This window comes from Parafrankia sp. BMG5.11 (assembly GCF_004337455.1).
This window is the reverse complement of sequence record NZ_SJXI01000060.1, coordinates 51414-71861: the sequence shown is the minus strand read 5'-3', so window position 1 is coordinate 71861 and position 20448 is coordinate 51414. Positions and strand designations below refer to the sequence as shown.

At 73.6% G+C, this 20448-nt stretch carries 12 protein-coding genes; 9 read left to right on the top strand and 3 right to left on the bottom strand.

Annotated features, from left to right (window positions below):
• The first annotated feature begins 115 nt into the window (after positions 1 to 115).
• Positions 116 to 967, top strand: a complete 852-nt coding sequence (locus E0504_RS34890; RefSeq protein WP_112108718.1) for a DUF72 domain-containing protein — start codon at positions 116 to 118, stop codon at positions 965 to 967.
• A gap of 439 nt (positions 968 to 1406) precedes the next feature.
• Here E0504_RS34890 and E0504_RS34880 read toward each other — a convergent pair whose 3' ends face one another.
• The gene (locus E0504_RS34880) at positions 1407 to 2975 is read right to left on the bottom strand and encodes an ABC transporter substrate-binding protein (protein WP_112108725.1); all 1569 of its coding nucleotides are present in this window, start codon (positions 2973 to 2975) and stop codon (positions 1407 to 1409) included.
• Positions 2976 to 3503: 528 nt separating this feature from the next.
• Between E0504_RS34880 and E0504_RS34875 the strand changes: the two genes are divergently transcribed.
• The 6 genes from E0504_RS34875 (at position 3504) to E0504_RS34850 (ending at position 12623) form a co-directional block, all read left to right on the top strand.
• A complete protein-coding gene (locus tag E0504_RS34875; RefSeq protein ID WP_131626653.1) occupies positions 3504 to 4370 on the top strand; it encodes an LLM class F420-dependent oxidoreductase in 867 nt (288 codons plus the stop codon).
• 64 nt (positions 4371 to 4434) lie between these two features.
• On the top strand, positions 4435 to 5232 hold the full coding sequence (locus tag E0504_RS34870) for an enoyl-CoA hydratase/isomerase family protein (protein ID WP_020463678.1): 798 nt from the start codon (positions 4435 to 4437) through the stop codon (positions 5230 to 5232).
• Positions 5233 to 5595: 363 nt separating this feature from the next.
• Positions 5596 to 6843: a GGDEF domain-containing protein gene (locus E0504_RS34865; protein WP_131626652.1), complete on the top strand. Its 1248-nt coding sequence runs from the start codon at positions 5596 to 5598 to the stop codon at positions 6841 to 6843.
• A gap of 48 nt (positions 6844 to 6891) precedes the next feature.
• On the top strand, positions 6892 to 11874 hold the full coding sequence (locus E0504_RS34860) for an FtsK/SpoIIIE domain-containing protein (protein ID WP_131626651.1): 4983 nt from the start codon (positions 6892 to 6894) through the stop codon (positions 11872 to 11874).
• 122 nt (positions 11875 to 11996) lie between these two features.
• The gene (locus E0504_RS34855; protein ID WP_112104950.1) at positions 11997 to 12266 is read left to right on the top strand and encodes a pyrophosphorylase; all 270 of its coding nucleotides are present in this window, start codon (positions 11997 to 11999) and stop codon (positions 12264 to 12266) included.
• A 69-nt stretch (positions 12267 to 12335) separates the two neighbouring features.
• The gene (locus E0504_RS34850; RefSeq protein ID WP_071062308.1) at positions 12336 to 12623 is read left to right on the top strand and encodes a hypothetical protein; all 288 of its coding nucleotides are present in this window, start codon (positions 12336 to 12338) and stop codon (positions 12621 to 12623) included.
• A gap of 54 nt (positions 12624 to 12677) precedes the next feature.
• Here the strand turns inward: E0504_RS34850 and E0504_RS34845 are convergent, their stop codons facing one another.
• Positions 12678 to 13334 (bottom strand): hypothetical protein, encoded by a 657-nt coding sequence (locus E0504_RS34845; protein ID WP_235013657.1) that lies wholly within the window; start codon positions 13332 to 13334, stop codon positions 12678 to 12680.
• An 82-nt stretch (positions 13335 to 13416) separates the two neighbouring features.
• On the opposite strand from E0504_RS34845, the gene rpsD reads away from it, so the two are divergent.
• Entirely contained in the window at positions 13417 to 14022 is a 606-nt protein-coding gene (gene rpsD / locus E0504_RS34840) for a 30S ribosomal protein S4 (protein ID WP_112104952.1), read from the top strand.
• 98 nt (positions 14023 to 14120) lie between these two features.
• On the opposite strand, the gene E0504_RS34835 is transcribed toward rpsD, so the two are convergent.
• Positions 14121 to 14807 carry a hypothetical protein gene (locus E0504_RS34835; RefSeq protein WP_112104953.1) on the bottom strand — a complete coding sequence of 229 codons (687 nt, stop codon included), beginning with the start codon at positions 14805 to 14807 and terminating at the stop codon, positions 14121 to 14123.
• A 329-nt stretch (positions 14808 to 15136) separates the two neighbouring features.
• On the opposite strand from E0504_RS34835, the gene E0504_RS53625 reads away from it, so the two are divergent.
• Positions 15137 to 20356, top strand: a complete 5220-nt coding sequence (locus tag E0504_RS53625) for a BTAD domain-containing putative transcriptional regulator (RefSeq protein WP_131626650.1) — start codon at positions 15137 to 15139, stop codon at positions 20354 to 20356.
• The last annotated feature ends 92 nt before the right edge of the window (positions 20357 to 20448 follow it).

Here is a 20448-nt window from a genome sequence, read left to right as displayed (position 1 = left end):
TCACACGTTAATCTTCAGTAGACAGCGGCGGTATCACCGCCCCTACACCCCGGTTTCACCGACCTTCAGCCGGCCGGCGCGGGCCGGCGCGATCCAGCGACGGAGGGCACGAGACATGCATCTGCACGTGGGGTGCGCGATGTGGAGTCACAAGTCCTGGCAGGGGCGCCTGCTGGCCCATCCGCTGCCGGCCCACGAGCGCCTGCGGCACTACGCCGCCTGGTGTAACGCGGTCGAGGGGAACACCACGTTCTATGCGACCCCGGCCCGGGAGACCGTGGCCACGTGGGCGCGGCAGACCGACCCCGGCTTCCGGTTCGTGGTCAAGCTGCCGAAGGTCATCACGCACGAACGCCACCTCACCGACGTCGACGAGGTGCTTCGCTCGTTCCTGAACGCGATGGAGCCGCTCGGCCCGCGGGCGCACGCCCTCTGGATTCAGCTGCCGGGGGCGTTCGGCCCGGCCGACGTGTCGCTGCTCGCCCGCTTTCTGCGCCGGCTCGACACGTCCCACCGGTACGCGGTGGAGGTCCGCCATCCGGCCTTCTTCGCCGACCCGCGCGCGGCGCGCCTGCTCGAGGACGCACTCGCCACCGTGGGCGCCGAATGGATTCCGTTCGACACCACCGAGTTCTTCCGGAGCCCGCCGACGAGCGACGCCGAACGGGACGCCTGGGCGAAGAAGCCCCGGATGCCGCTCCGGTCACTCGCGCTGACCGACCAGCCGATCGTCCGCTACCTCGGCCGCGACGACTCCGCCCGGACGGTCGAGGGCTGGCGGCACTGGGTCGACACCACCGTCACGTGGCTGCGCGAGGGACGATCACCCACCGTCTTCATCCACACCCCGGACAACGTCGACGCTCCGCTGCTCGCCCGCCGTTTCCACGACGAGGTCCGGGCCCGCGTGCCCGGGCTCGATCCCCTGCCGCAGCCGATACCAGCCGAGCCCCTGACCCTCTTCTGACCGCACGCCAGGTACAGCACACCGAGCATCGGGGCGGGCATCCGCACTTGCCGCCGGTACCAGACCGCCCAGGATGCCGCCGGTTCGTGCGCCGCAGCGGCGGAGGGGCCCCGCTCGTAGGCCCGCAGATCCGCCGCGAATCCCGGTCGTCCCTCAAGTGGGAGCGTTGCCCTGCCGAACAGATAACGCTCGGCGACTCCCCGGTTCGGATAGTCCTCGAGCCGGGATTGGAAGGTACGCCCGAAGTCGCGCCCGACGACCCGGAGATAATCGTGCGCGGCGGCACCCTGCGCGTGGGTGACCGGGTGGAGCCCGTGCCCGGCGAGGACGACGTCCACCCGGCACCGCTGCCCGAGGCCGCCCTGGCGCGCGCCGACGATGATCGACGCGCGCCAGGTGACGGCCGTCAGGCGGTGTACGTTGTGCCGTTGTCAGGCCGTCATGACTGGATCCACAGCTTCTCCGGCAGCAGCGATCCGAGGCCGTACTGCGTGACACCGCCGACGTTCCTGGCCGAGATGGCGCCGAGCGGCCCGCGCGCGAAGAAGATCATCGGGACCACCTCCGTCAGCCGGGCCTGCACGCGGTCATAGGCCTTCTTCCGCTCCTCCACGGTGGTCGCGGTCCGTCCCGCCAGCAGGCTCTCGTTCAGCTGAGGATCGTCGAGCATGGACAGGTTCGCCGGCGAGCCCCCGAGGAGGGTCGTCGGCAGGCGGGGGTCGGGGTCCAGGAACATCGAGGACGTGAGGACCGCGTCGTAGTCGTGCGACGTGCGCAGCGCCGAGAACTCGGCGACCTCTATGACCCGGACCTGGAACTTGACGTTCTTGAACGCGCTCAGCTGGGCCTGGATGTTCTCGGCCATCTTCCGGTTCTCCGACGCCGGAGTGGTGGTGAACGAGAAGGAGACCGGCTTGCCCTCGGCGGCGAGCTCGTCGAAGAGCTTCTGGGCGGTCGCCTTGTCCGTCTTCTGCAACGGCGTGGGCGAGTAGAACGGTGATGAGTCGGTGAACAGCGTGGTGGCCATCCGCGCGCTGCCGTTCCAGACGGCGAGGTTCAGCGCGTCCATGTCCAGCGCCTTCGCGACCGCCTGACGTGCGCGCACGTCGTCGAACGGCGCCCGGCGCGTGTTCAGCGCGGCGACGATACCGCCGCTGGCCGGCAGGAAGTCGACCGGCAGCCCCGCCTCGTCGGCCTTGCCGAGGTTGATCCAGCTCGAGTCGACCGCCAGGTCGGCACCACCGGTGAGCAGCGTGTTGTAGCGCTGGTTGCTGTCCTGTGCCGGGCGCAGGACGAGGGAGTCGAGGTACGGCCTGGGCGCGTCCCAGTAGCGGGGGTTCTTGACCAGCCGCATGTTGTCCTGGCGGGCCCAGTTCTGCAGGGTGAACGGCCCGGCGCCGATCGGGTTCTTGTCGAAGGCCGGCCCGCCCTTCCGCAGGGCCGCCGGCGAGGCGATCCAGTTCAGCGTCGAGGTGACGATGGCCTCGGAGTACTTCGGAACGGGGGTGACCAGGGTGACCCGCAGCGTGACGTCGTCAACCACCTCGGACGAGGCGATCATCGCCGCATCCGCCCGGCTGGCGGAGCCGGTGGCCGGTTCCTTGGTCCGGTCCCAGTTGAACTTCACGGCATCCGCATTCAGCGGGGTACCGTCCGAGAACACCAGCCCCGGCCGCAGCTTCAGCTCGAACGTCTTGCCGTTGTCGGCGGACTCGAACGACTCGGCCATCGAGTAGTGGATCTCACCCGCCTCGTCGTCGGTCATCAGTGTTCCGTACAGGGCGTTCCCGATGAGGGCTCCGCTGGCGTAGACGTTGCCGATGACCGCCGGGTCCATCGTGCGCGGCTCGCTCAGCAGCAGGATCCGCGCTTCGCCACCCGCCACAGGCTCACCCGTGGCCCCCGACGCGGACGTACCGGTATCGCCACCTCCTCCCCCGCAGGCCCCCAGCAGCAGACCCGTACAGCAGACGAGAGCGGTGACGAGTAATCGCGCGCGGTGAATCATCTTCGACCCCTTCATCGATGTTCATGATCAACGAAATCCGGCAAGATCATGGTTGGGAATGTGCGGCTGGAGCGGCGTCTGTCCGACGACCTGGCTACCGACCTCGCCTACCGGGCCCGTCTGCCGGCCCGGTCACCGGCGCCGCACCTCGGCGCACGCGCGGTCGTGGGACGCGGTCGAGGCGGCGGCCGAGATGGCCACTCGCCGGGTCAGTCACCACGGGTTATATCTTCACCTATTTTTCGTCGGCTCCGCAGCCGCTTCGGCTCGATAGCCATGCCGCTCCCGCTCAGCGGCGGTCCCTGGCGGCACGGCTGCGTGGTAGGCCTTGACCTGTGTCTTTGTCGCGGCCGGCTGGATCCGTTCGCGGGACGGCTCCGGCGCGGACGGATCGCGCCCCTACGCCAGCCGCAGCCGCAGCCGCGCCGGACCCAGCGCCACAGATGCCCTCCGATATCGATGCTGGCACCCAGTGCCGCATCGGGCGTAGAGTGCCCAAAGCCAGCGGAACGGCGGCGAAAGGACGACATGGAGCTCAGCGGGGTCGGGATCTGGAGCCTGCACCTGCGGTTCGGGGATCCGGCCGAGGCGGCCGAGGCGGCCGACGCCGCCGCGGAGCTCGACGACCTGGGATTCGCCGCGCTCTGGTTCCCCGACGCCGGCGGCCCGGCCTTCGACACCGCCGGACGGCTGCTCGCGGCGACCCGGCGCACCGTCATCGCGACCGGCGTGCTCAACCTGTGGATGCACAGCCCGGAGCAGACCGCGGCCCGGACCGCGTCGCTCACCGCGGAGCACGGCGACCGGTTCCTGCTGGGCATCGGGGTCAGTCACGCCGACGTGGTCGACGCCGGCGAACCAGGCCGCTACCAGCGGCCACTGGCCGCGATGGGTGGCTTCCTCGACGCGCTCGACGCCGCGCGGCCATCCGTGCCGTCGACCGGTCGGGTGCTGGCCGCGCTCGGCCCGAAGATGCTCGCGCTCGCCGCGAACCGGGCCCGCGGCATCCACCCGTACCTGGTCACCCCGGAGCACACCCGCCGCGCCCGTGAGGTGCTCGGCGCCGACCCGCTCGTGCTGCCGGAACAGACAGTGATCCTCTGCGGGACGAGGGAAGAGGCCCGCTCGATCGGGGCCGACTGGCTGCGCAGATACCTCACGCACCCGAACTACGCGAACAACCTGCTCCGACTGGGCTTCTCGGCCGAGGATCTGGCGTCCGTCAGCGACCGGCTGTTCGACGCGGTGGTGGCCTGGGGCGACGAGGAGGCGATCATGCGCAGGGTCAACGAGCACCGCGCCGCCGGCGCCGACCACGTCGCCCTCCAGGTGCTCACCGAAGACGCGCGGGTCCTTCCCCGCGAACAGTGGCGCCGGATCGCCGCCGCCGTGTGATCGCACCGCCGGGCGACGCCCTGGCATGCCATCATCGCGAGCGGCGGCACGAGGGAGGAGCAGCATGACCGATGACCTGGGAGCGGCGGGCCTGCGTTTCGAGCGCGACGGAGCCATCGGCTGGTGTGTGATCGACCGGCCGGCCGCCCGGAACGCCCTGACACCGGCGATGTACTTCGGCATCAAGCGGGCCGTACAGCTGGTCAACACCTCGCCCGACCTGGCCGCACTGATCATCACCGGCACCGGTGACGTGTTCGCCCCCGGCGGCGACCTCGGCAGCAGGTCCGAGCCCGGCGACAACCTGCCGCCCGACCTGCGCGGCGAGGACGTCCTGCCGTTCCTCACCATCCGGGACAGCCGGGCGCCGGTGGTGGCCGCCGTCAACGGCATCTGCCAGGCCGGTGGCCTGCTGATCGCCATGATGGCGGACATCGCGGTCGCCAGCGACCAGGCGACGTTCCGGGTCCCCGAGCTGCTGCGGGGGATCCCCGACGCCACCTATGCGGCCGTCCTGCCCGCCCACGTCGGCATCGCGGTGGCCCGTGACCTGCTGTTGTCGGCGCGCCGCTTCGACGCCGCCGAGGCCCAGCGGCTGGGTGTGATCAGCCGGGTCGTGCCGCACGACCAGCTCCGCGAGGCCGCCGTCCAGGCCGCCGGGGAGATTCTGCAGACCGCCCCGGCGGCCCGCATGCATGTCAAGCGCATGCTGAACGAGCGCTATGGGCTCATCGACTACCAGACCATGTTCTGGGCGATGCAGCAGTCGCCCGAGCCACGTGAGGGCATGCGCGCGTTCATGGAGAAGCGGGCGCCTGAATGGGTCCCCGAGCAGTTCGCCGGCGACGGCGGGCGGCGCTGACCTCACACCCGTTCCGCCAGCTGAGAGGTTTGCGGCCCGGGACTTCCAGTGCGCGATACCTGGGCTGCTCCAGATGCCGGGCAGCCCAGGATGCCGCGCGGTTCCAGATGCCGGGCAGACCCGGATAGCTGGGGATATTCGTCGACTTCTTTACAGTCCGACACAAGAATTCGACGCCCGGAACACTACCAAAAAGCATCGGTCGCACTCCACCAGACCCTTTTCCGGACGGGGCGACAGTCCGGCGTCAAGGATCACGGATATCGGTCGGGCCGTCGGCGGTGATCCCGCGCGGGCTGCCGGAGGAAATGGAGAACCTGGCGCAGCCGCGGCTTCGACGTCCCGAGAGGGGAATCAGAATCGGTGATCACCGACGACGTGGCCGCCGCGGTCCTCGACTCGTTACCGTCACGCATCGCCGTACTGGGACCAGATGGAATGGTGGTGCGTCTCAACGACGCGTGGCGGCGCAGCGCCGCGGCCGGGCTGGCGGTCGTCCCCGTCCGCCCCGGGGCGAGCTGGCTGGCCGCCTGCGAGGCAGCCGGGCGGAGCACGGAACCGCTGCGGACACTGGCCGGGCTGACCCGCCGGATGCTGGACAACCGCCGCGACCAGGTCCGCGTCGAGATCCCGCTGGCCACCCCGCGCGGCGAGCGCTGGCTGGACGTCCGGATCAGGGCGCTCAGCCGCGGCGACGGGCTGGTCGTCGTGGTGGACGACGTCACCGATCGCCATGACCGGGAGGCCGTGCTGCGCCACCGGGCGACTCACGACCCGGTCACGGGGCTCCCGAACCGCTCGGCTCTCCGTGATCTGATCGCCGAGGCGCTGGCCGCGCCGCCGACCGTCGGTTCCGGCCAGATGGCACCCCCCGGGGTAACCAGGAACAGCGGCCGGCGAACGTCATCCGAACGGGCGGGCGTCGCCGGTTTCGAGGCGTGGACGGTACCCGTTCGGACCGGTCGGCCAGACCCGGCGGAGCCGCCGACGGCCGACCGCACCGCGGGGGTCGAGGGAAATGAAGCCGAAGCGACCCTTCCCGGGGCCGGGGCCGCGGGGGTGGAGGCCGAGGGCACCGGGGGCACGGCCGAGGACACCGGAGTTGCGGTCCTTTTCCTCGATCTCGACGCCTTCGGGCGCGTCAACCAGCGGTTCGGCTACACGGTCGGCGACGGGACGCTGCGCGCGGTCGCGCTCCGGTTCGCCGAGGTGCTCGGGCCCGGCGCGGTGCTGGGCCGCTGGGGCGGGGACGAGTTCGTCGTCGTGACGACCGAGGTGACCGGCCACGCGGCGGTGGCACTGGCCGACCGGCTGACCTCCTGCCTCGTCGACCCACTGGTCGTGGACGACCACCGGGTCCGGGTCACGGCCAGCGTCGGGATCGCGTTCGGTGGGGGGCTCCGATCGGGCCATGGCGAGGTCGCGCCGCTCGGCGCCGACCACGCCGCGGGCCTCGGCACCCCACCGGCCCCGGTTCACCGGCCGCTGGACGGCGATGCGCTGGTGAGGATGGCCGGCGAGGAGATCGTGAAGGCGCGCTCCCGGGCCCGCGAGACCCGTCGCGGCCGCAGCCGCCGCCAGAATCGCTCGAAATCAGGCGACTCTTCGTAAGAAGTTACAGAGAGCACACTGTCGACTTCGACTTGTATCGTGCCCGCCATGTGGATCACCATCGATGTCGCGGGCGTCGCGGACACGTCCCCTCGGGCGCCTGCCCGCGCCTGCCTGGTGCCTGCCGACAGTCGGCGGGCCACCAGGCGGACGGTACTGCTCCGCGCCGACGGGGCAACGCCGCTGGGCGCGATCGCGGCCGCGCTGGCGGAGCACGCGCACGGATCCGAGCGGCGGCCGGGAGGTCGGGGGCGGGGGCGATCGCCCGGAGCGGTGCAGGGCGCCCGCGAGCCCCCGGCGGCGATCCACGTCGATGGCGCGGAGGTCGACCCCGGCCTGCGGCTGGACGCCTCGCCCCTGCGCGACGGCTCCGTTCTCAGGCTCGGCGCGCCGCTCGGAGCACCCCTCGGCGCGCTGCTCGGAGCGCCGCTCGGAGCCGGGCGCAACGAGCCGGTGGGGCTTGTCGAGCTCCGGGTCACCGGTGGTCCCGGCGCCGGCATGGTGCACCGGCTCCTGGCCGGCGAATACAGCCTGGGGTCGGACCCTGCCGGCGGCGTCGTGCTGCGCGGCCATTCCACGCCGCGGCGCGCGTTGTCCCTGCGGGTCGACGTCGACGGCTCCTGCACGATCACCCCCCGTGCGGGGGCGACGGTGTGGATCGACGGGTGCCGCCGCGACGGCCCCGTCTCCTTCCCGGCCGGTGAACGCGGCGGTGCCGGGCCGCGGGTCACCCTGCGCGTCGGCGGGGCGCGGCTGCTGCTGACGGTGCCCGACGAGCCGGACGCCCTGCTCCAGCCGGCTCCGGCCGGGCCGTACCTGGAGATCAGCCGCGAGCCGCGGATGCTGCGTGCCCCGGGCGGTTCCCGGTACCGCCTCCCCACGCCGCCGGTTCCGCCGCGGCCCGCACCGCCCCCGGTGTTGGCAACGCTCCTCCCCGCCGCGGCCGCGACCGGGATGGCGGTACTCCTCCACGCCTACTACCTGCTTCTTTTCGCGGCGCTGGCGCCGCTCTCCCTGGTCGGCTCCTACCTGGCGGCCCGGCGCCAGGCAGCGCGGGAGCACCGGCGTGAACTGGCGGAGTACCAGCGGATCCGGGCCGAGATCGACCGGGACGCCACCGCCGCGCTCGACCGCGAGGCCGCTGCCCTCCGCCGCGCCCATCCGGACCCGGCGGCGACACTGCTCCGCGCGCTGGGCCCGCGGCGTGGTCTCTGGGAGCGCCGTCCCGAAGACCCTGACTTCCTCCACCTGCGCGTCGGCACGGGCGACCTGCCGGGCGGCGTCGTCCTCGACGACCCCGCCGCGCCGGATCACCGCCGACAGACCCGGTGGCAGCTGCGGGACGTCCCGGTGACGGTGCCGCTGTCCGAGACCGGGGTCCTCGGGGTGGTCGGGGCGGGGGACTTCGCCGGGGTGGTCGGGTCCTGGTTGACGGCGCAGGCCGCGGTGCACCACAGCCCACGGGATCTCGCCGTCCACCTCGTCGTCGGGACCGCGTCCCCGGCGAGCTGGGAGTGGGCGCGGTGGCTGCCGCACTGCCGCCAGCCCGACGGGCCTCCGGGAGCGATCCTCGTCGGGGCGGACGGGCCAGGCCGGGCGCGGCGCGTCGACGAGCTCGCCAGCATGATCGACGCCCGGCTGGCCCGCGCCGGAGGCGGCGGTGCCGCGCAGGTGCCGCGCGATCCCGCGGTGCTGGTCGTCGTCGAGGGCGCGGCGTCGATGCGGGCCGCACTGATCCCGGTGCTGCGCTCCGGGCCCCTCGTCGGCGTCTACGTCGTGTGCCTCGAACGTGATCCGCGGCTGTTGCCGCCCGAATGCCACACGGTCGTCGAACAGGTGCCGGGCGGGATTCGGGTCCGGCGGCAGGGGGCCGAGGGCGTCGACCATGTCTGCCCCGACCTGGTCGCCGGCGAGCCCGCCGGGAGCGGCGATCCGCACCCTGCCGGCGAGCCGACGGGCGGCCCGGGCACGAGCGCCGGCCTGGGCGCGGAGATCTCCGGTCCCGCGGCCGCGGCCTGGTGCGAACAGCTGGCACGCGCGCTGGCACCGGTTCGCGACCCCGGCCCGCGCGAACGCGGACCGGCCTCCGCACGCGCGGAGACCAGACTGCTGGAGCTGCTCGACCTCGACCCGCCGACCGCCCGTGCGCTCGCCCCGCGCTGGATCACGGAGAGGGCCCCGGGGCCGGTCCCCATCGGGGTGTGCCCCGCCGGGCCGGTCAGCCTCGACCTGAGCCGCGACGGGCCGCACGCCCTGGTCGCCGGCACGACCGGATCCGGCAAATCGGAGTTCCTGCAGTCGCTGGTGGCCTCGCTGGCCGTCCGCAACCGGCCGGATGAGATGACCTTCGTCCTCGTCGACTACAAGGGTGGCAGCGCGTTCGGCGACTGCGCCCACCTCCCGCACACCGTCGGTCTGGTGACCGACCTCGATCCGCACCTGGTGCGGCGTGCCCTCGACTCCCTCGCCGCCGAGCTGCGCCGCCGCGAGGCGCTGCTCGCCGATGCCGGGTGCAAGGACATCGACGACTACAGCCGGGCGCCGCGGCCCTCCCACCCGGCGCGGCAACCGCTGCCGCGCCTCGTCGTGGTCATCGACGAGTTCGCCGCCCTCGTCCGCGAGCTGCCGGAGTTCGTCTCCGGGCTCGTCGGGCTCGCCGGGCGGGGCCGGTCGCTGGGGATCCACCTGGTGCTCGCCACCCAGCGGCCGGCGGGCGTCGTCTCGCCGGAGATCATGGCCAACACCAACCTGCGGGTGGCGCTGCGGGTCACCGACCAGGCGGAGAGCATCGACGTGCTGGGCCTGCCGGACGCCGCGCTCATCCCCGGGTCGTCGCCGGGCCAGGCCATCGTGCGGGTCGGCCAGGGCTCCCCGCTGACCTTTCAGACCGGCCGGATCGGTGGGTCCCCGCGCCGCGCCGAGGCACCGGCCGCGGCGCCGATCGTGATCGAGTCGCCCTGGCCGCCACCGGCCGATCTCGCGGACACCGTCGCCCGCGCCGAGAGCATCGCGGCGGGGCCTGGCCACGAGGCCGAGATCGCGGAGCGCGACAGCGAGGAACCGACGGATCTGCGCGCGCTGGCCCGGGCGCTGCGGGAGGCGTCCCGGATCTGCCGTGTCCCGGGGCCGCGGCGGCCGTGGCTGCCCCCGCTGCCCGTCCGGATCACGATCGACGATCTCCCCACGGACGGCTCGCCGGGCTCGGGCCCGGGTGGGCCAGGGCTGCCTCCCGTCCCGCTCGCACTCGCCGACCTGTGCCTGGCCCAGGCCCAGCCCGTCTTCGCGATCGACCTCGAGCACGGGTCCCACCTGATGATCCTCGGGTCCCCGCGTTCCGGCCGTTCCACGGTGCTGCGGACCTTCGCCGGATCGCTCGCCAGGGCGGTGTCCCCCGCCGACGTCCACGTGTACGGGCTGGACTGCGGGAACAACAGCCTCGCGCCGCTGACCGCTCTCCCCCACACCGGAGCCGTCGTCGGCGTCGGCGAGACCGAACGGGTCCACCGCCTGCTCGCCCGGCTGGCGGACGAGGTCACCTGGCGGCAGGAGGTTCTCGCTGCCGGCGGCTTCGCCGATCTGGCCGAAGCCAGGCTCGCCGCCGGGGCTCGCACCATCCAGCGCCACCGCACGGGGGACGAGACCTCGCCCCGTGCGGCGGACGAGACCTACCGCCGCGCGGAGGACGAGGAGTTCCGCCCGCACCGCCCGGGCGGTGCGGGCGGCGCACGGCCAGGGCGGCTGCCTTACCTGGTCCTTCTGCTCGACGGGTACGAGGGATTCCTGGCCTCCTTCGAGAGCTTCGACGGGGCGGCGGCGGTCGACCGCCTGCTGGCGCTCGCGCGGGACGGCCCCGCTGTCGGCCTGCGGATCCTGGTCACGACCGACCGCCGCGGTCTCACCGGCCGGCTGCCGTCCACCATGGAGCAACGGCTGGTGCTGCGGATGGCGGAACGCACCGACTACGGCCTGGCGGGCCTGGCGGCGTCCCGGATCCCCGACGCCCTGCCACCCGGTCGCGGCTTTCTGATCGGAGGGCCGGCCGGCCGCGTGGCACCCGTGTGGCGCGACGCCGCCGGCCCCGTCGAGCTGCAGGTCGCCCTGTTGACCAACGACCCCGCCGGGTCCGCGCAGGCGGGCATGCTGCGCCGGATGGCGGCTCCCGGCGGCCGCCGGGAGCCGAGCGCCGTCGCGAAGGGTGCCCCGGTTTCCTCCGCCAGCCCGTTCCCGCGACCGCACGCAGGCCCCGGGCCAGGTCGGGCCCCGCGCCCGCCGGTTCCGCGCCCGTTCCGGGTGGACGTTCTGCCCTCGCGGATCAGCGCGCGAGAGATCGCGGAGCTGCACCCGACCGGACCGGAGCCGGGCGCCACGGCGGGGCCGGGCCGGCGAGTCCCGGTCATCCTGGGCGTCGGAGGCGACGAGCTGGCACCCGTCGGCATCGACCTCGACTTCGACGGCCCCGGGTTCGTCGTGGCCGGCCCGTCCCGGTCGGGGCGCAGCTCGACGCTGATGAGTATCGGGCGCGGCCTGCTCGGCGTGGGATCACGGCTCGCGGTCGTCTGCCCGCGTCTGTCTCCGCTGCGTGGCCTCATCGGCCCCGCGGTGGTCCAGCTGGTGGAGGGCATGGCGCTGGAGGAGGCCCTCCGGCGGCTCGGTGGCCCCGGTCAGACGGTCGTACTGGTCGACGACGCGGAGCTTGTCTCGCCCACGCCACTCGGCGACGAGCTCGCCGCCTTCCTGCGCGGAGGACACGGCGGCGGGCTGGTGGCCGCCGGCACCACCGAGGATCTCGCCGGCCAGTTCCGCGGCTTTCTGGTCGATGCCCGCCGCTCGAGAAGTGGTCTGCTGCTTTCTCCCGGCGGCCCCGCCGACGGCGACCTGCTCGGCGTCCGGCTGCCGCGAACCGTCTGCGGGCCGGGGCCGCCCGGGCGGGGGCTCCTGGTCCGCCGCGGCACGATCACACCCGTCCAGGTAGTCGAACCATCACCAGCAGAAGCGGCGCGACCGCCACCGCACCCAGAAAATCGGAGTTGATGCATCAGTCCGACACCAAAGGTAACATCACGCTGTCGATCGGAGCACATCAGGACCATCTCCCGGACAGCAACCTACTGCCTGTGCATCCGACCCCATGACCCCGGACGGACGGACCACCCATGCGCACTGTCACCACCCCCGCGGCTCAGCACGCGGCCGGCCAGATGACCCAGCAGCTCACGGATCTCCAGACAACGACGGCGAGCCTCGTCGCCCGCGGCAACACCCTGGCCGACCCGACGAACTGGGAGGGCCCGAAGGCGCAGCTGTTCCGCACGCAGATCTGGCCCGAGGTGCAGAACACCCTGTCCGCGCTGCAGACGAACCTCGCCGACCTCGCCCGCACCGTGACCGAGATCAACCAGCGGACCGCGCTGGCCGGTAGCTGACCGCCCCGACCAGCACTCCCAGGCGCGACCCGAAGAGCCCGACACGCCCCTCTGCCCCAGGAGCATCTGATGACGACAACCTCAGGCGTCACCGTCCGGGCGACGCCACAGGCGTCGACCGCCGTCGACGATCTCGCCGGCATCATCAACGGCCCGATGCTGGCCCACTTCGACAACCTGCGCGCCACCGCCCGGGTCCTCCTGGAGCCGGAGAACTGGGACGGTCGCACCGCCACCGAGTTCCGCACGTCGATCTGGCCGACGTACGAACGCACCCTGACCGACCTGCACACCCAGCTCGACCGGTTGCGCATCCGCCTCGCCGAGATCCAGACCGACATCCAGGCGGCCGGCTGACGAGGTCGTCACCGGGCGCCACCCTGGCTGGGTGGGCGCTGCCGAGCGGGGTCGTCAGAGACCGGCGCCCGAGGGCTCCGTGAGCAGGTTGACGGCGTCGTCGGTGTCCAGTTGCACGCATCCGCCGCGGGTCCGGATCGTGGCCTCGGCGAGCTCGATGTCCAGCAGCACCCAGGAGCCGCCGAGCTCGAACAGGTCCCCGGTCGGATGCCGATCGGCGAGGTGCGACGCCAGGTCGGGGACGGATCGCTCGGCTACCGGCGCGACCCATCCGCCGAAGACGACGGACACCCAGTCGCAGCCGTCCGAACGCACCGGTCCGCACATCTGGAACCGGCAGGCCTGGTCCTGATCCCCCAGGACACGTCCCACCGATGCCGGCGCCAGCAGCACGATGCGGGCGGGCGCGCCACCGGCTCCGAACAGATCCAGCGACTCGGAGCCGGTCGGAACGGCGTCGGCGGGTCCCGTCGCCTCGGTGCCGGCCGGAGTGGGACCGGTCGCAGTGGGACCGGCGGAAGCAGGGCCGGCTGCAGTGGGGGCGGCGACGGTCGCGAAGCGGAGGCCGTGCACGACCCATCCACCCCACATGACCAGGCTGCCGTAGGCGGCATCGTGGACCAGCTCACGCGCGGCCAGCACGTGCACCGCCTCGGTGGGTGCGGTGCGCGTGCTGATCGATGGGTGCCCCGCGTCGTGCTGATCGATCATGCCGTCCACCACGTACTCCTCCAGCGTCCACTATGGTTAGGTTCGCTTTATTTAAGGTTACCTAACCTAAAGGAGGAGGCCCGTGCGCCACAAGCCCGTGGCCAAGCTGAGCCGGAGCATCGGCCTGCCGCTGACCGACAAGGCGGCCAGGTACTTCGAGAACCGGCCCTACCCGCCCGGCCCGCACGGCCGCGGCCGCAAGACCATGTCGCCCTACAAGGAGCGCCTGCGGGAGAAGCAGCGGTTGCGCTTCCAGTACCACATCAGCGAGAAGCAGCTCCGGCGCGCGTTCGACGAGGCCGACCGGGGGGCCGGCCGAACAGGCCACCTGCTGATCGAGGATCTCGAGACCCGCCTGGACGCGGTGGTCCTGCGCGCCGGCTTCGCCAAGACGATCTACCAGGCCCGCCAGTTCGTCAGCCACCGCCACGTCCAGGTGAACGGCAGCCGGGTGGACCGCCCCGGGTACCGCGTCCAGCCAGGTGACGTGGTCACGATCGCGGGGCGCAGCCGTCCCATGGCGCCGTTCCGAATCGTCGCGGAGACCCAGCCGGCGGGGACGGCACCGCCCGCCTACCTCGACGTCGACCGCACCGCGCTGGTGGCCGTGCTCAGCCGGCGGCCGACCCGGCCGGAGATCCCGGTCGTCTGTGACGAACAACTTGTCGTCGAGTACTACGCGCGTTGACAGGATCCGGCCGAGCACGGGTGATCCTCGGCGCTCGGCCTGCTCCGATTTCCCGTCACGGCCGGACGGTGGCGGCGGGCTGGTGGTCGCGGCCGGCCTCAGAGTTCGAGTTCGGGCAGCTGCGGGTCATGGATGAACCTGAAGGTCGCGGTCACCTCCTCGAACAGGCCGTGCAGCGCCGGAGCCAGGCCGGTGTTCGGGCTCGCGCAGGAGATCACGGCGACCCGGTCGAGCCCGGGGATGGGCACCGTCGTCCGCATCACGAGGCGGATGGCCGCCGGCCCGCCGTCCATCGGTCGCTGCTGCTCGAACGCGCAGGTCCGCACAGCGCGGCCGGCGGCGGGAAGGTCGACGAATCCGACCCGCCGCCACCAGCGCCGGGACGGCAGGTAGGGCACCACGCGCCCATGCCGCAGCAGGTCACGCGCCGGACGGCCGAGGTCGCGTCCGTGCCGTGACGATCGCCGGAGGTCAGGATCGTCCTGGGCGGAGTGCAGGCACACCGTGAGACACGCGGAGAGGCCGGCCCCCCGGACTTCCTCGATCATGACCGCGCAGTAGACGGCGCCACGCCTGTCCGCGTACGCGGCGGCCTCGCGAAGGATGCGGGCGACAGACGAGCCCTGCCCCGCGAGCCGCGGATGATCTCGTACCCGTGCGGCGGCCATCCGGGAGATCGCCACCGAACTGCGCGCGGCCTGTGTGTCCAACGCGAACCAGTTGTCCGGCACCGTGATGGTGAAGCGATCGGGTTTCCACCGCTGCGCCTTCGTATGCCCCTGCACCCAGGTCGTCCTCTGCTCGGATGTGACCTCAGAACACTGCCATCTGTGTTGGAACTCCAACACGTCACGCTCACGCCCGTGCTTCAAACTCCCCAATTGGCAAAGGTATGCACGATCACCCCGAACCATGACAAGTCGGACGTCCCAGGCAAGACAAGGGAGTGCGGGACGTGAGGCGCGGGAGGGCGCCCGGGCGCGGAGGCAGCCGGCATCGCCCATGGGCGCAGGGACGCGCGGAGGCGATGGCACCTCCGACGACTCGTTACAGTCAGCAAGCCACGTGTCCTTTGTGTGAACGCTACGGCCGCTCGGCCGGAATATGACCTGTAGTGAGCCCAGACGTGGTGAACTGTCACATTGTGATCCAGGCGGGCAATTCACGACCGACCGCAGGCAACGGGGAGCGCCGGCGCGGCGGCTCCGGCGCCGCGCTCCTGCTGGGGCTCGGCGTGGGTGTTCCCGTTCTCCTGCTCGTCCTCACCGGCACACCGGTCGCCGCGGCGGTCGGCGACGAGGGCGCGTTCACCGGCGAGTTCGGCGCGGGCAAGGTGCTGCGTCTGATGGTCCTGGCCGCCTGGCTGGTCTGGATCCACTTCATGGTGTGCGTCATCGCCGAATGGCGCGCCGAGCGGCGGCAGACGGGGCTCGCCCCGCGGATCCCGTTCGGCGGTGGCAGCCAGGCGCTGGCACGGCGCCTCGTCGACGACACACTGCGGCTCACCTCGCCCCGGAACAGCTCGACGGGCCGCTCGGGCGCGCGGCACCCCGCCCATGCCCCGGCTCGCGGTGGGTCCGGCGGCCCGGCACGCGGTGGCTACCGGGCCGGCGGCACCAGCCGGACGAACACCGGCGGGCGCACGAACCCCGGCGGGCGGACGAGCACAGGTGCGCAGGCGAGCGCGGCTGGGCGGGCAGGCACCGGTGGACGGGCGACCGCCGGCAGCCGCGCGGGCGCCGGCAGCCGAGGCGGTCGACCGTCCACACGGCCGGCGAACGGCCCGGCGGACACCGGCGCCGCCGGGAGTGATGAAGCCACACCACACGGTGGTTCCGAGCCGGCTACCCGTGCCGGGAGCGCTGGGGCCCGGGCCGAACGCGGGTCCCGCACCGACCGGGCGACCCGCACCGAGCGGGCCGCCCCGACGGGGCCGCTACGCCGGTCGGATCCGGCCGCGATCTCACGGCTGGCCCGCGGGCTCACCGGGCAGCAGCCGATCCCCGCCGGGCCGGGCGGGGCCGCGCCGCCGGTGCCCGGTACCAGCCCTGGAACCCGCTCGGCAGCCGGCGGCCTTCTGCCGGCCGGCACCGGCGGTGGCGGGGCCGAGGCGCGTGGCGGGGCGGGCCGGGGCGTCCCGGCCGGTGCCCCGTCAGGCGTTCCGGGCCGAACCGCCGGCGCCAACACCGTTCCGGCCACCCGCGGCACCGCAGGTCAGGCCACCGGCACCAATGCTGGTCCGGCCGCCGGCGACAGGTCGGACCAGGGCGGCGCCTCGGGAGGCTCCGGTCCCGCGACCGACCGCTCCGGGGGCTACCGGTGGGATGAACGGGAAGCCGCGCCACGGGCGCTGACCGCCGGCGAGGAGGCCCCGGCGGACCTCTTCCCGGACGGCATGGACGTCAAGTTCTGCGAGGTCCGCCCGCCTGACGGGCGCCAGTACGACACGCTGTGGGCGATCGCCCGGCGGCTCCTCGGCAACAGCCTGCGTTACCACGAGATCTTCGCGCTCAACGAGGGCCGCGCGCAGCCCGACGGCCAGACCCTCACCAAGCCCTCCCTCATCGCCCCGGGATGGGTGCTCATGCTTCCCCCGGACGCCGAGGGCGAGGAGGTACGGACCCTGCGGGTCCCGCACCGCGAAGCCTCCTGGGTCGAGGAGGTCCACGCCCGCTTCGCCGCCCAGGGCTCCGCGGACGGTCGCGGCGGCACCGACGGTGCCCCGGGAGGCGACGACATCGGTGGCGGGCCGGCATCCACCGGGCCGCTGCGCAGCGGTGCGGGCGGCTGGTCCGACGGGCCGGAGGCGGGCCAGGAGCCGTCGCCCTACGGGCCGGGTATCGGGAACTCCGGCGAGCGTTCCGCGTGGGGCGGCGAGACGGGCACGCCCGGCGGGATGGGGCCCGGGCGGCTGGGAAGCGGGCGCGGCATCACCGGCGCGGCCCTGCTCGCGGCGGGCGTGCTCACCGCGCTGACCCGGCGCCGGCCGGGCGGCGCCGGCGCGGACCCGTTCTCCGCCGAGGTCGAACACGCCCTGCGGCTCGCCGCCGACCTGCCCTCGGCCCGTTTCGTCGACCGGTCCCTGCGGCTGATGTCCGCCGGGCTGACCTCGCGGGGCCGTCCCCTGCCGCCGGTGTACGCCGCGATCCTCACCGACGCCGCGCTCGTCCTGCACATGGCGCCGGCTGTGCCGGAACCGCCCCCCGCCCCCTGGCAGCAGGGCAACAACCCAGGCTCCTGGCGGATCGAACGCAACCCCGAGGCACCCGACGGGCTGCCCTTCGACGCGAGCGCCAGCCTGTCGGCGGACGTCCCGGCGCCCTACCCGGCGCTGGTCACCCTCGGCCGGGATGCCACCGGCTGCCGCATCCTCGTCGACCTCGAGGGCGCACCCGGGATGATCAGCCTCGTCGGCGACCCGGCCGTCGCCAGCGAGGTGGCCATCTCCGTCGCGGTGGAACTCGCCACCAACATGTGGTCCGACGACCTGCGGGTCTGTCTTGTGGGCTTCGCGGACGACCCCAGCCCGATCGCGCCAGGGCGGCTTCGGACGTCCTCGAGCCTCTCCGACGTCCTCGACGAGCTCGAGGCGCGCGGGCCGCGGGACACCGGATGGGGCAACGAACCGGGCGCCGCGCTGCGCGGGCGGCAGGCCGCCCACATCCAGTCGCTGTGGGCGCCGGATCTCCTGGTGCTGGCCGGGCCACCCGCCCCGCAGCACGCCGAACGGCTGGCCCGACTCTCCGGTGGGCGCGACGAGACGGTGGGCGTGCTCATGGTCGGCGACAGCCCCGCCGCCCGCTGGCGGTTCGCGGTCGGTCCCGACGCGCGGATGTCCCTCGGGGTGCTCGGCGTCGAGGTCAACGCCCAGACCCTCGCCGCGGCGGAGTACTCCGCCGTTCTGGCGATGTTCCGCATCGCGACCGGCGCGCGCCCGGCGGAGGCTCCGCGCCCGTCCTGGGCCAGCCGGCGCCTGCTGACCACGGGTGCGGACGCTCCCGTCCCCACCAGCCGGCCCTCCGAGCGAAGCGACGCCTGGGACGACAGCGAGGACCGGTACGGCGGCGGACACCAGGACGACGGCGAGGACCAGCACGGCAGCGAGAGCTGGCCCGACGGCACGGACCGGTACGACAGCGAGGAGTGGGACGGCAGCCCGGGCGGCCAGGCCACGGGCGGCTACCCGCCAGCCGGGGCTGCGGACGATGACCCTTACCGAACCGGGCCCTACCCGATCGCGGGCGGTTCCCTCCACCCGGCGGACCGTCCAGCCGGCCGTCCGGCGGACTACGCGGACGACTACTCGGCGGAGTACGCGGCGGAGTACGCGGCGGACGGGCCCGACGGACACGCACCGGAGCCGACCGCGCCGGCGGGCCACTACCCGCCGCCCTACCCCGAGGAGCACCGTCCTCCGGCCCCGGACGGCCCGGAGGGTACCCGTCCGCCCCGGGGCTCGGGTTCGATCCCCGGAGTCGTGCCCTGGCTGCCCGTCCCGCAGGCCGGGCCCTCCGTCATCCGGATGCCGGTCGACGGGCCGTCCGGGCTACCCCCGAGCAGCCTGCCTCAGCTCCCCCCGCCGACGGTCACTCCGCCGCCAGTCCCACCAGTCGCTCCGCCACCAGTCGCTCCGCCACCAGTCGCTCCGCCACCAGTCGCCCCGCCGCCAGTCGACGCGCCGCCGGGCTCCCGGCCGCAGGCCGCCACGCCGGACGTGCCGGGCCGCGCGGGGCAGCACCAGCCGTCCGACGCTCCCCCGCCCTACCTGATCGAATCCGATCGACCGGCCATACAGCCGACGGACGTGCCGCGAGTCCCCCGCACGCTGCTGGTCCGGCCGGCGCACGGGCACGACGAGGCACAGCAGCACAGCCCCGACCAGCCGCAGCCCGCGCACCGGGACGAACCCGCCACGCAGCAACGGCAAGAGCACCCAGGCGTCCCGGCAGCCGCCACCGGCGCCACCAGCGCCGACGTCGGCGACGTCGGCGACGTCGGATGGGACCGGCCCTACCCGCCACCCCCGCCCAACGAGCGCGAACCGTATCAAGCCCAGCCGCCGGCGCACCCGGCGCAGCCGTATCCGCAGGAGCCGCACCAGGCGCAGCTCCACCCCCCGGTGCCGCCCCCGGGATACCTGGCCCCGCCGGGGTCGTATCCGGCGGAGTCCTATCCGGCGCCGTCCCGTCCACAGGATCCGAACTCACCGTCGCCGCACTCGCAGGCACCGAGATCACCGCAGCCGCACTCGTACGAGCCGTACCCGCAGGCGCCGAACTCGCCGCAGCCGCATCCGTACGAGCCGTACCCGCAGGCGCCGAACTCGCCGCAGCCGCATCCGTACGAGCCGTACCCGCAGGCGCCGTCCTCGCAGGAGTCGTATCCGCCCGGCTCTCACCCGTCGTATCCGGAACCCCACTCGTCAGAGCAGGGCTATCCGGCGGCTTCGCACCAGGCGGCCGACGCCCTGCCGGCGCCCCTCCACGGGAACGACCCGCTCGAGACCCTGCCCCGCCTGGACCCGGACCCGGCCGGCGCCACCGAAGCCGAGGTGCACGTGCTCGGAACCCCGTCGGTCGACGCCCCCGGCAGACCCGACCGGAACCAGATCGACCTGCTCACCGAGATCGTCGTCTTCCTCGCGCTGCACCGCGACGGCGCGTACCCCGAGGACGTCAGCGACCTGCTCGACCTCCCCCTCGGCTCGGTCCCCGATCCGCGGTCGCCGGGGGGGTCAGGCACCGGCGTGCTCGCCGGGCTCATCGCGGCCCGCACCTGGCTGGGCGTCGACGCCGGCGGGCGGCCCCGGTTGCAGCCCACCTCGGACGGGCGCTGGGTCCTCAGCACGGACGTCCGCTGCGACTGGGAGCTCTTCGTCGCCTACACCCATCGTGCGGCGCGGCCCGACGACGCGAGCGATCCCGAATCCGACCTGCGGGCGGCGCTGAACCTGGTCAGCGGGCCGCTGTGGTCCGGCCTGCCCGAAGGCAGGTACGGGTGGGCCCGGTCGACGCCCGTCGAGAGCACGATGCGCTCCGCCGTCATCGACGCCGCGCACCGCCTCGCCATGCTGACCCTGGAAGCCGGCGACACCGCCACCGCGATGGCGGCGTGCCGGACCGGCCTGCGCGCCGCGCCGACCGCGGAAACGCTGTGGCGTGACCTGCTGCGCACCGTGGCCGCCCGGGGTGACCGCCGGACCCTCGAAGCCGTCGCCGGCGAGCTGTACCGGACCGTGTCGGCGCAGTCGACCCGGCGCGGCGGCGCGGCGGAACCGGAGACGGACGCGCTCGTCCAGCAACTCCTGCCGGGCTTTCGCCGCCGCCACCACTGACCGGAATCCCCCGCCGCCGCCAATCGGCCTCGGCACATACCGCCGGACGGGCAGGACCGACCGGACGAGCAGCGCCTGCCGGATGACCCGCG

Bases quoted from the DNA above. Each gene is read 5' to 3' on its own strand.
- E0504_RS34890 (WP_112108718.1), top strand. From the start codon at position 116: ATGCATCTGCACGTGGGGTGCGCGATGTGGAGTCACAAGTCCTGGCAG.
- E0504_RS34870 (WP_020463678.1), top strand. From the start codon at position 4,435: ATGACCGATGACCTGGGAGCGGCGGGCCTGCGTTTCGAGCGCGACGGA.
- E0504_RS34860 (WP_131626651.1), top strand. From the start codon at position 6,892: ATGTGGATCACCATCGATGTCGCGGGCGTCGCGGACACGTCCCCTCGG.
- E0504_RS34855 (WP_112104950.1), top strand. From the start codon at position 11,997: ATGCGCACTGTCACCACCCCCGCGGCTCAGCACGCGGCCGGCCAGATG.
- E0504_RS34875 (WP_131626653.1), top strand. From the start codon at position 3,504: ATGGAGCTCAGCGGGGTCGGGATCTGGAGCCTGCACCTGCGGTTCGGG.
- E0504_RS34880 (WP_112108725.1), bottom strand. From the start codon at position 2,975: ATGATTCACCGCGCGCGATTACTCGTCACCGCTCTCGTCTGCTGTACG.
- E0504_RS34850 (WP_071062308.1), top strand. From the start codon at position 12,336: ATGACGACAACCTCAGGCGTCACCGTCCGGGCGACGCCACAGGCGTCG.
- E0504_RS34845 (WP_235013657.1), bottom strand. From the start codon at position 13,334: ATGATCGATCAGCACGACGCGGGGCACCCATCGATCAGCACGCGCACC.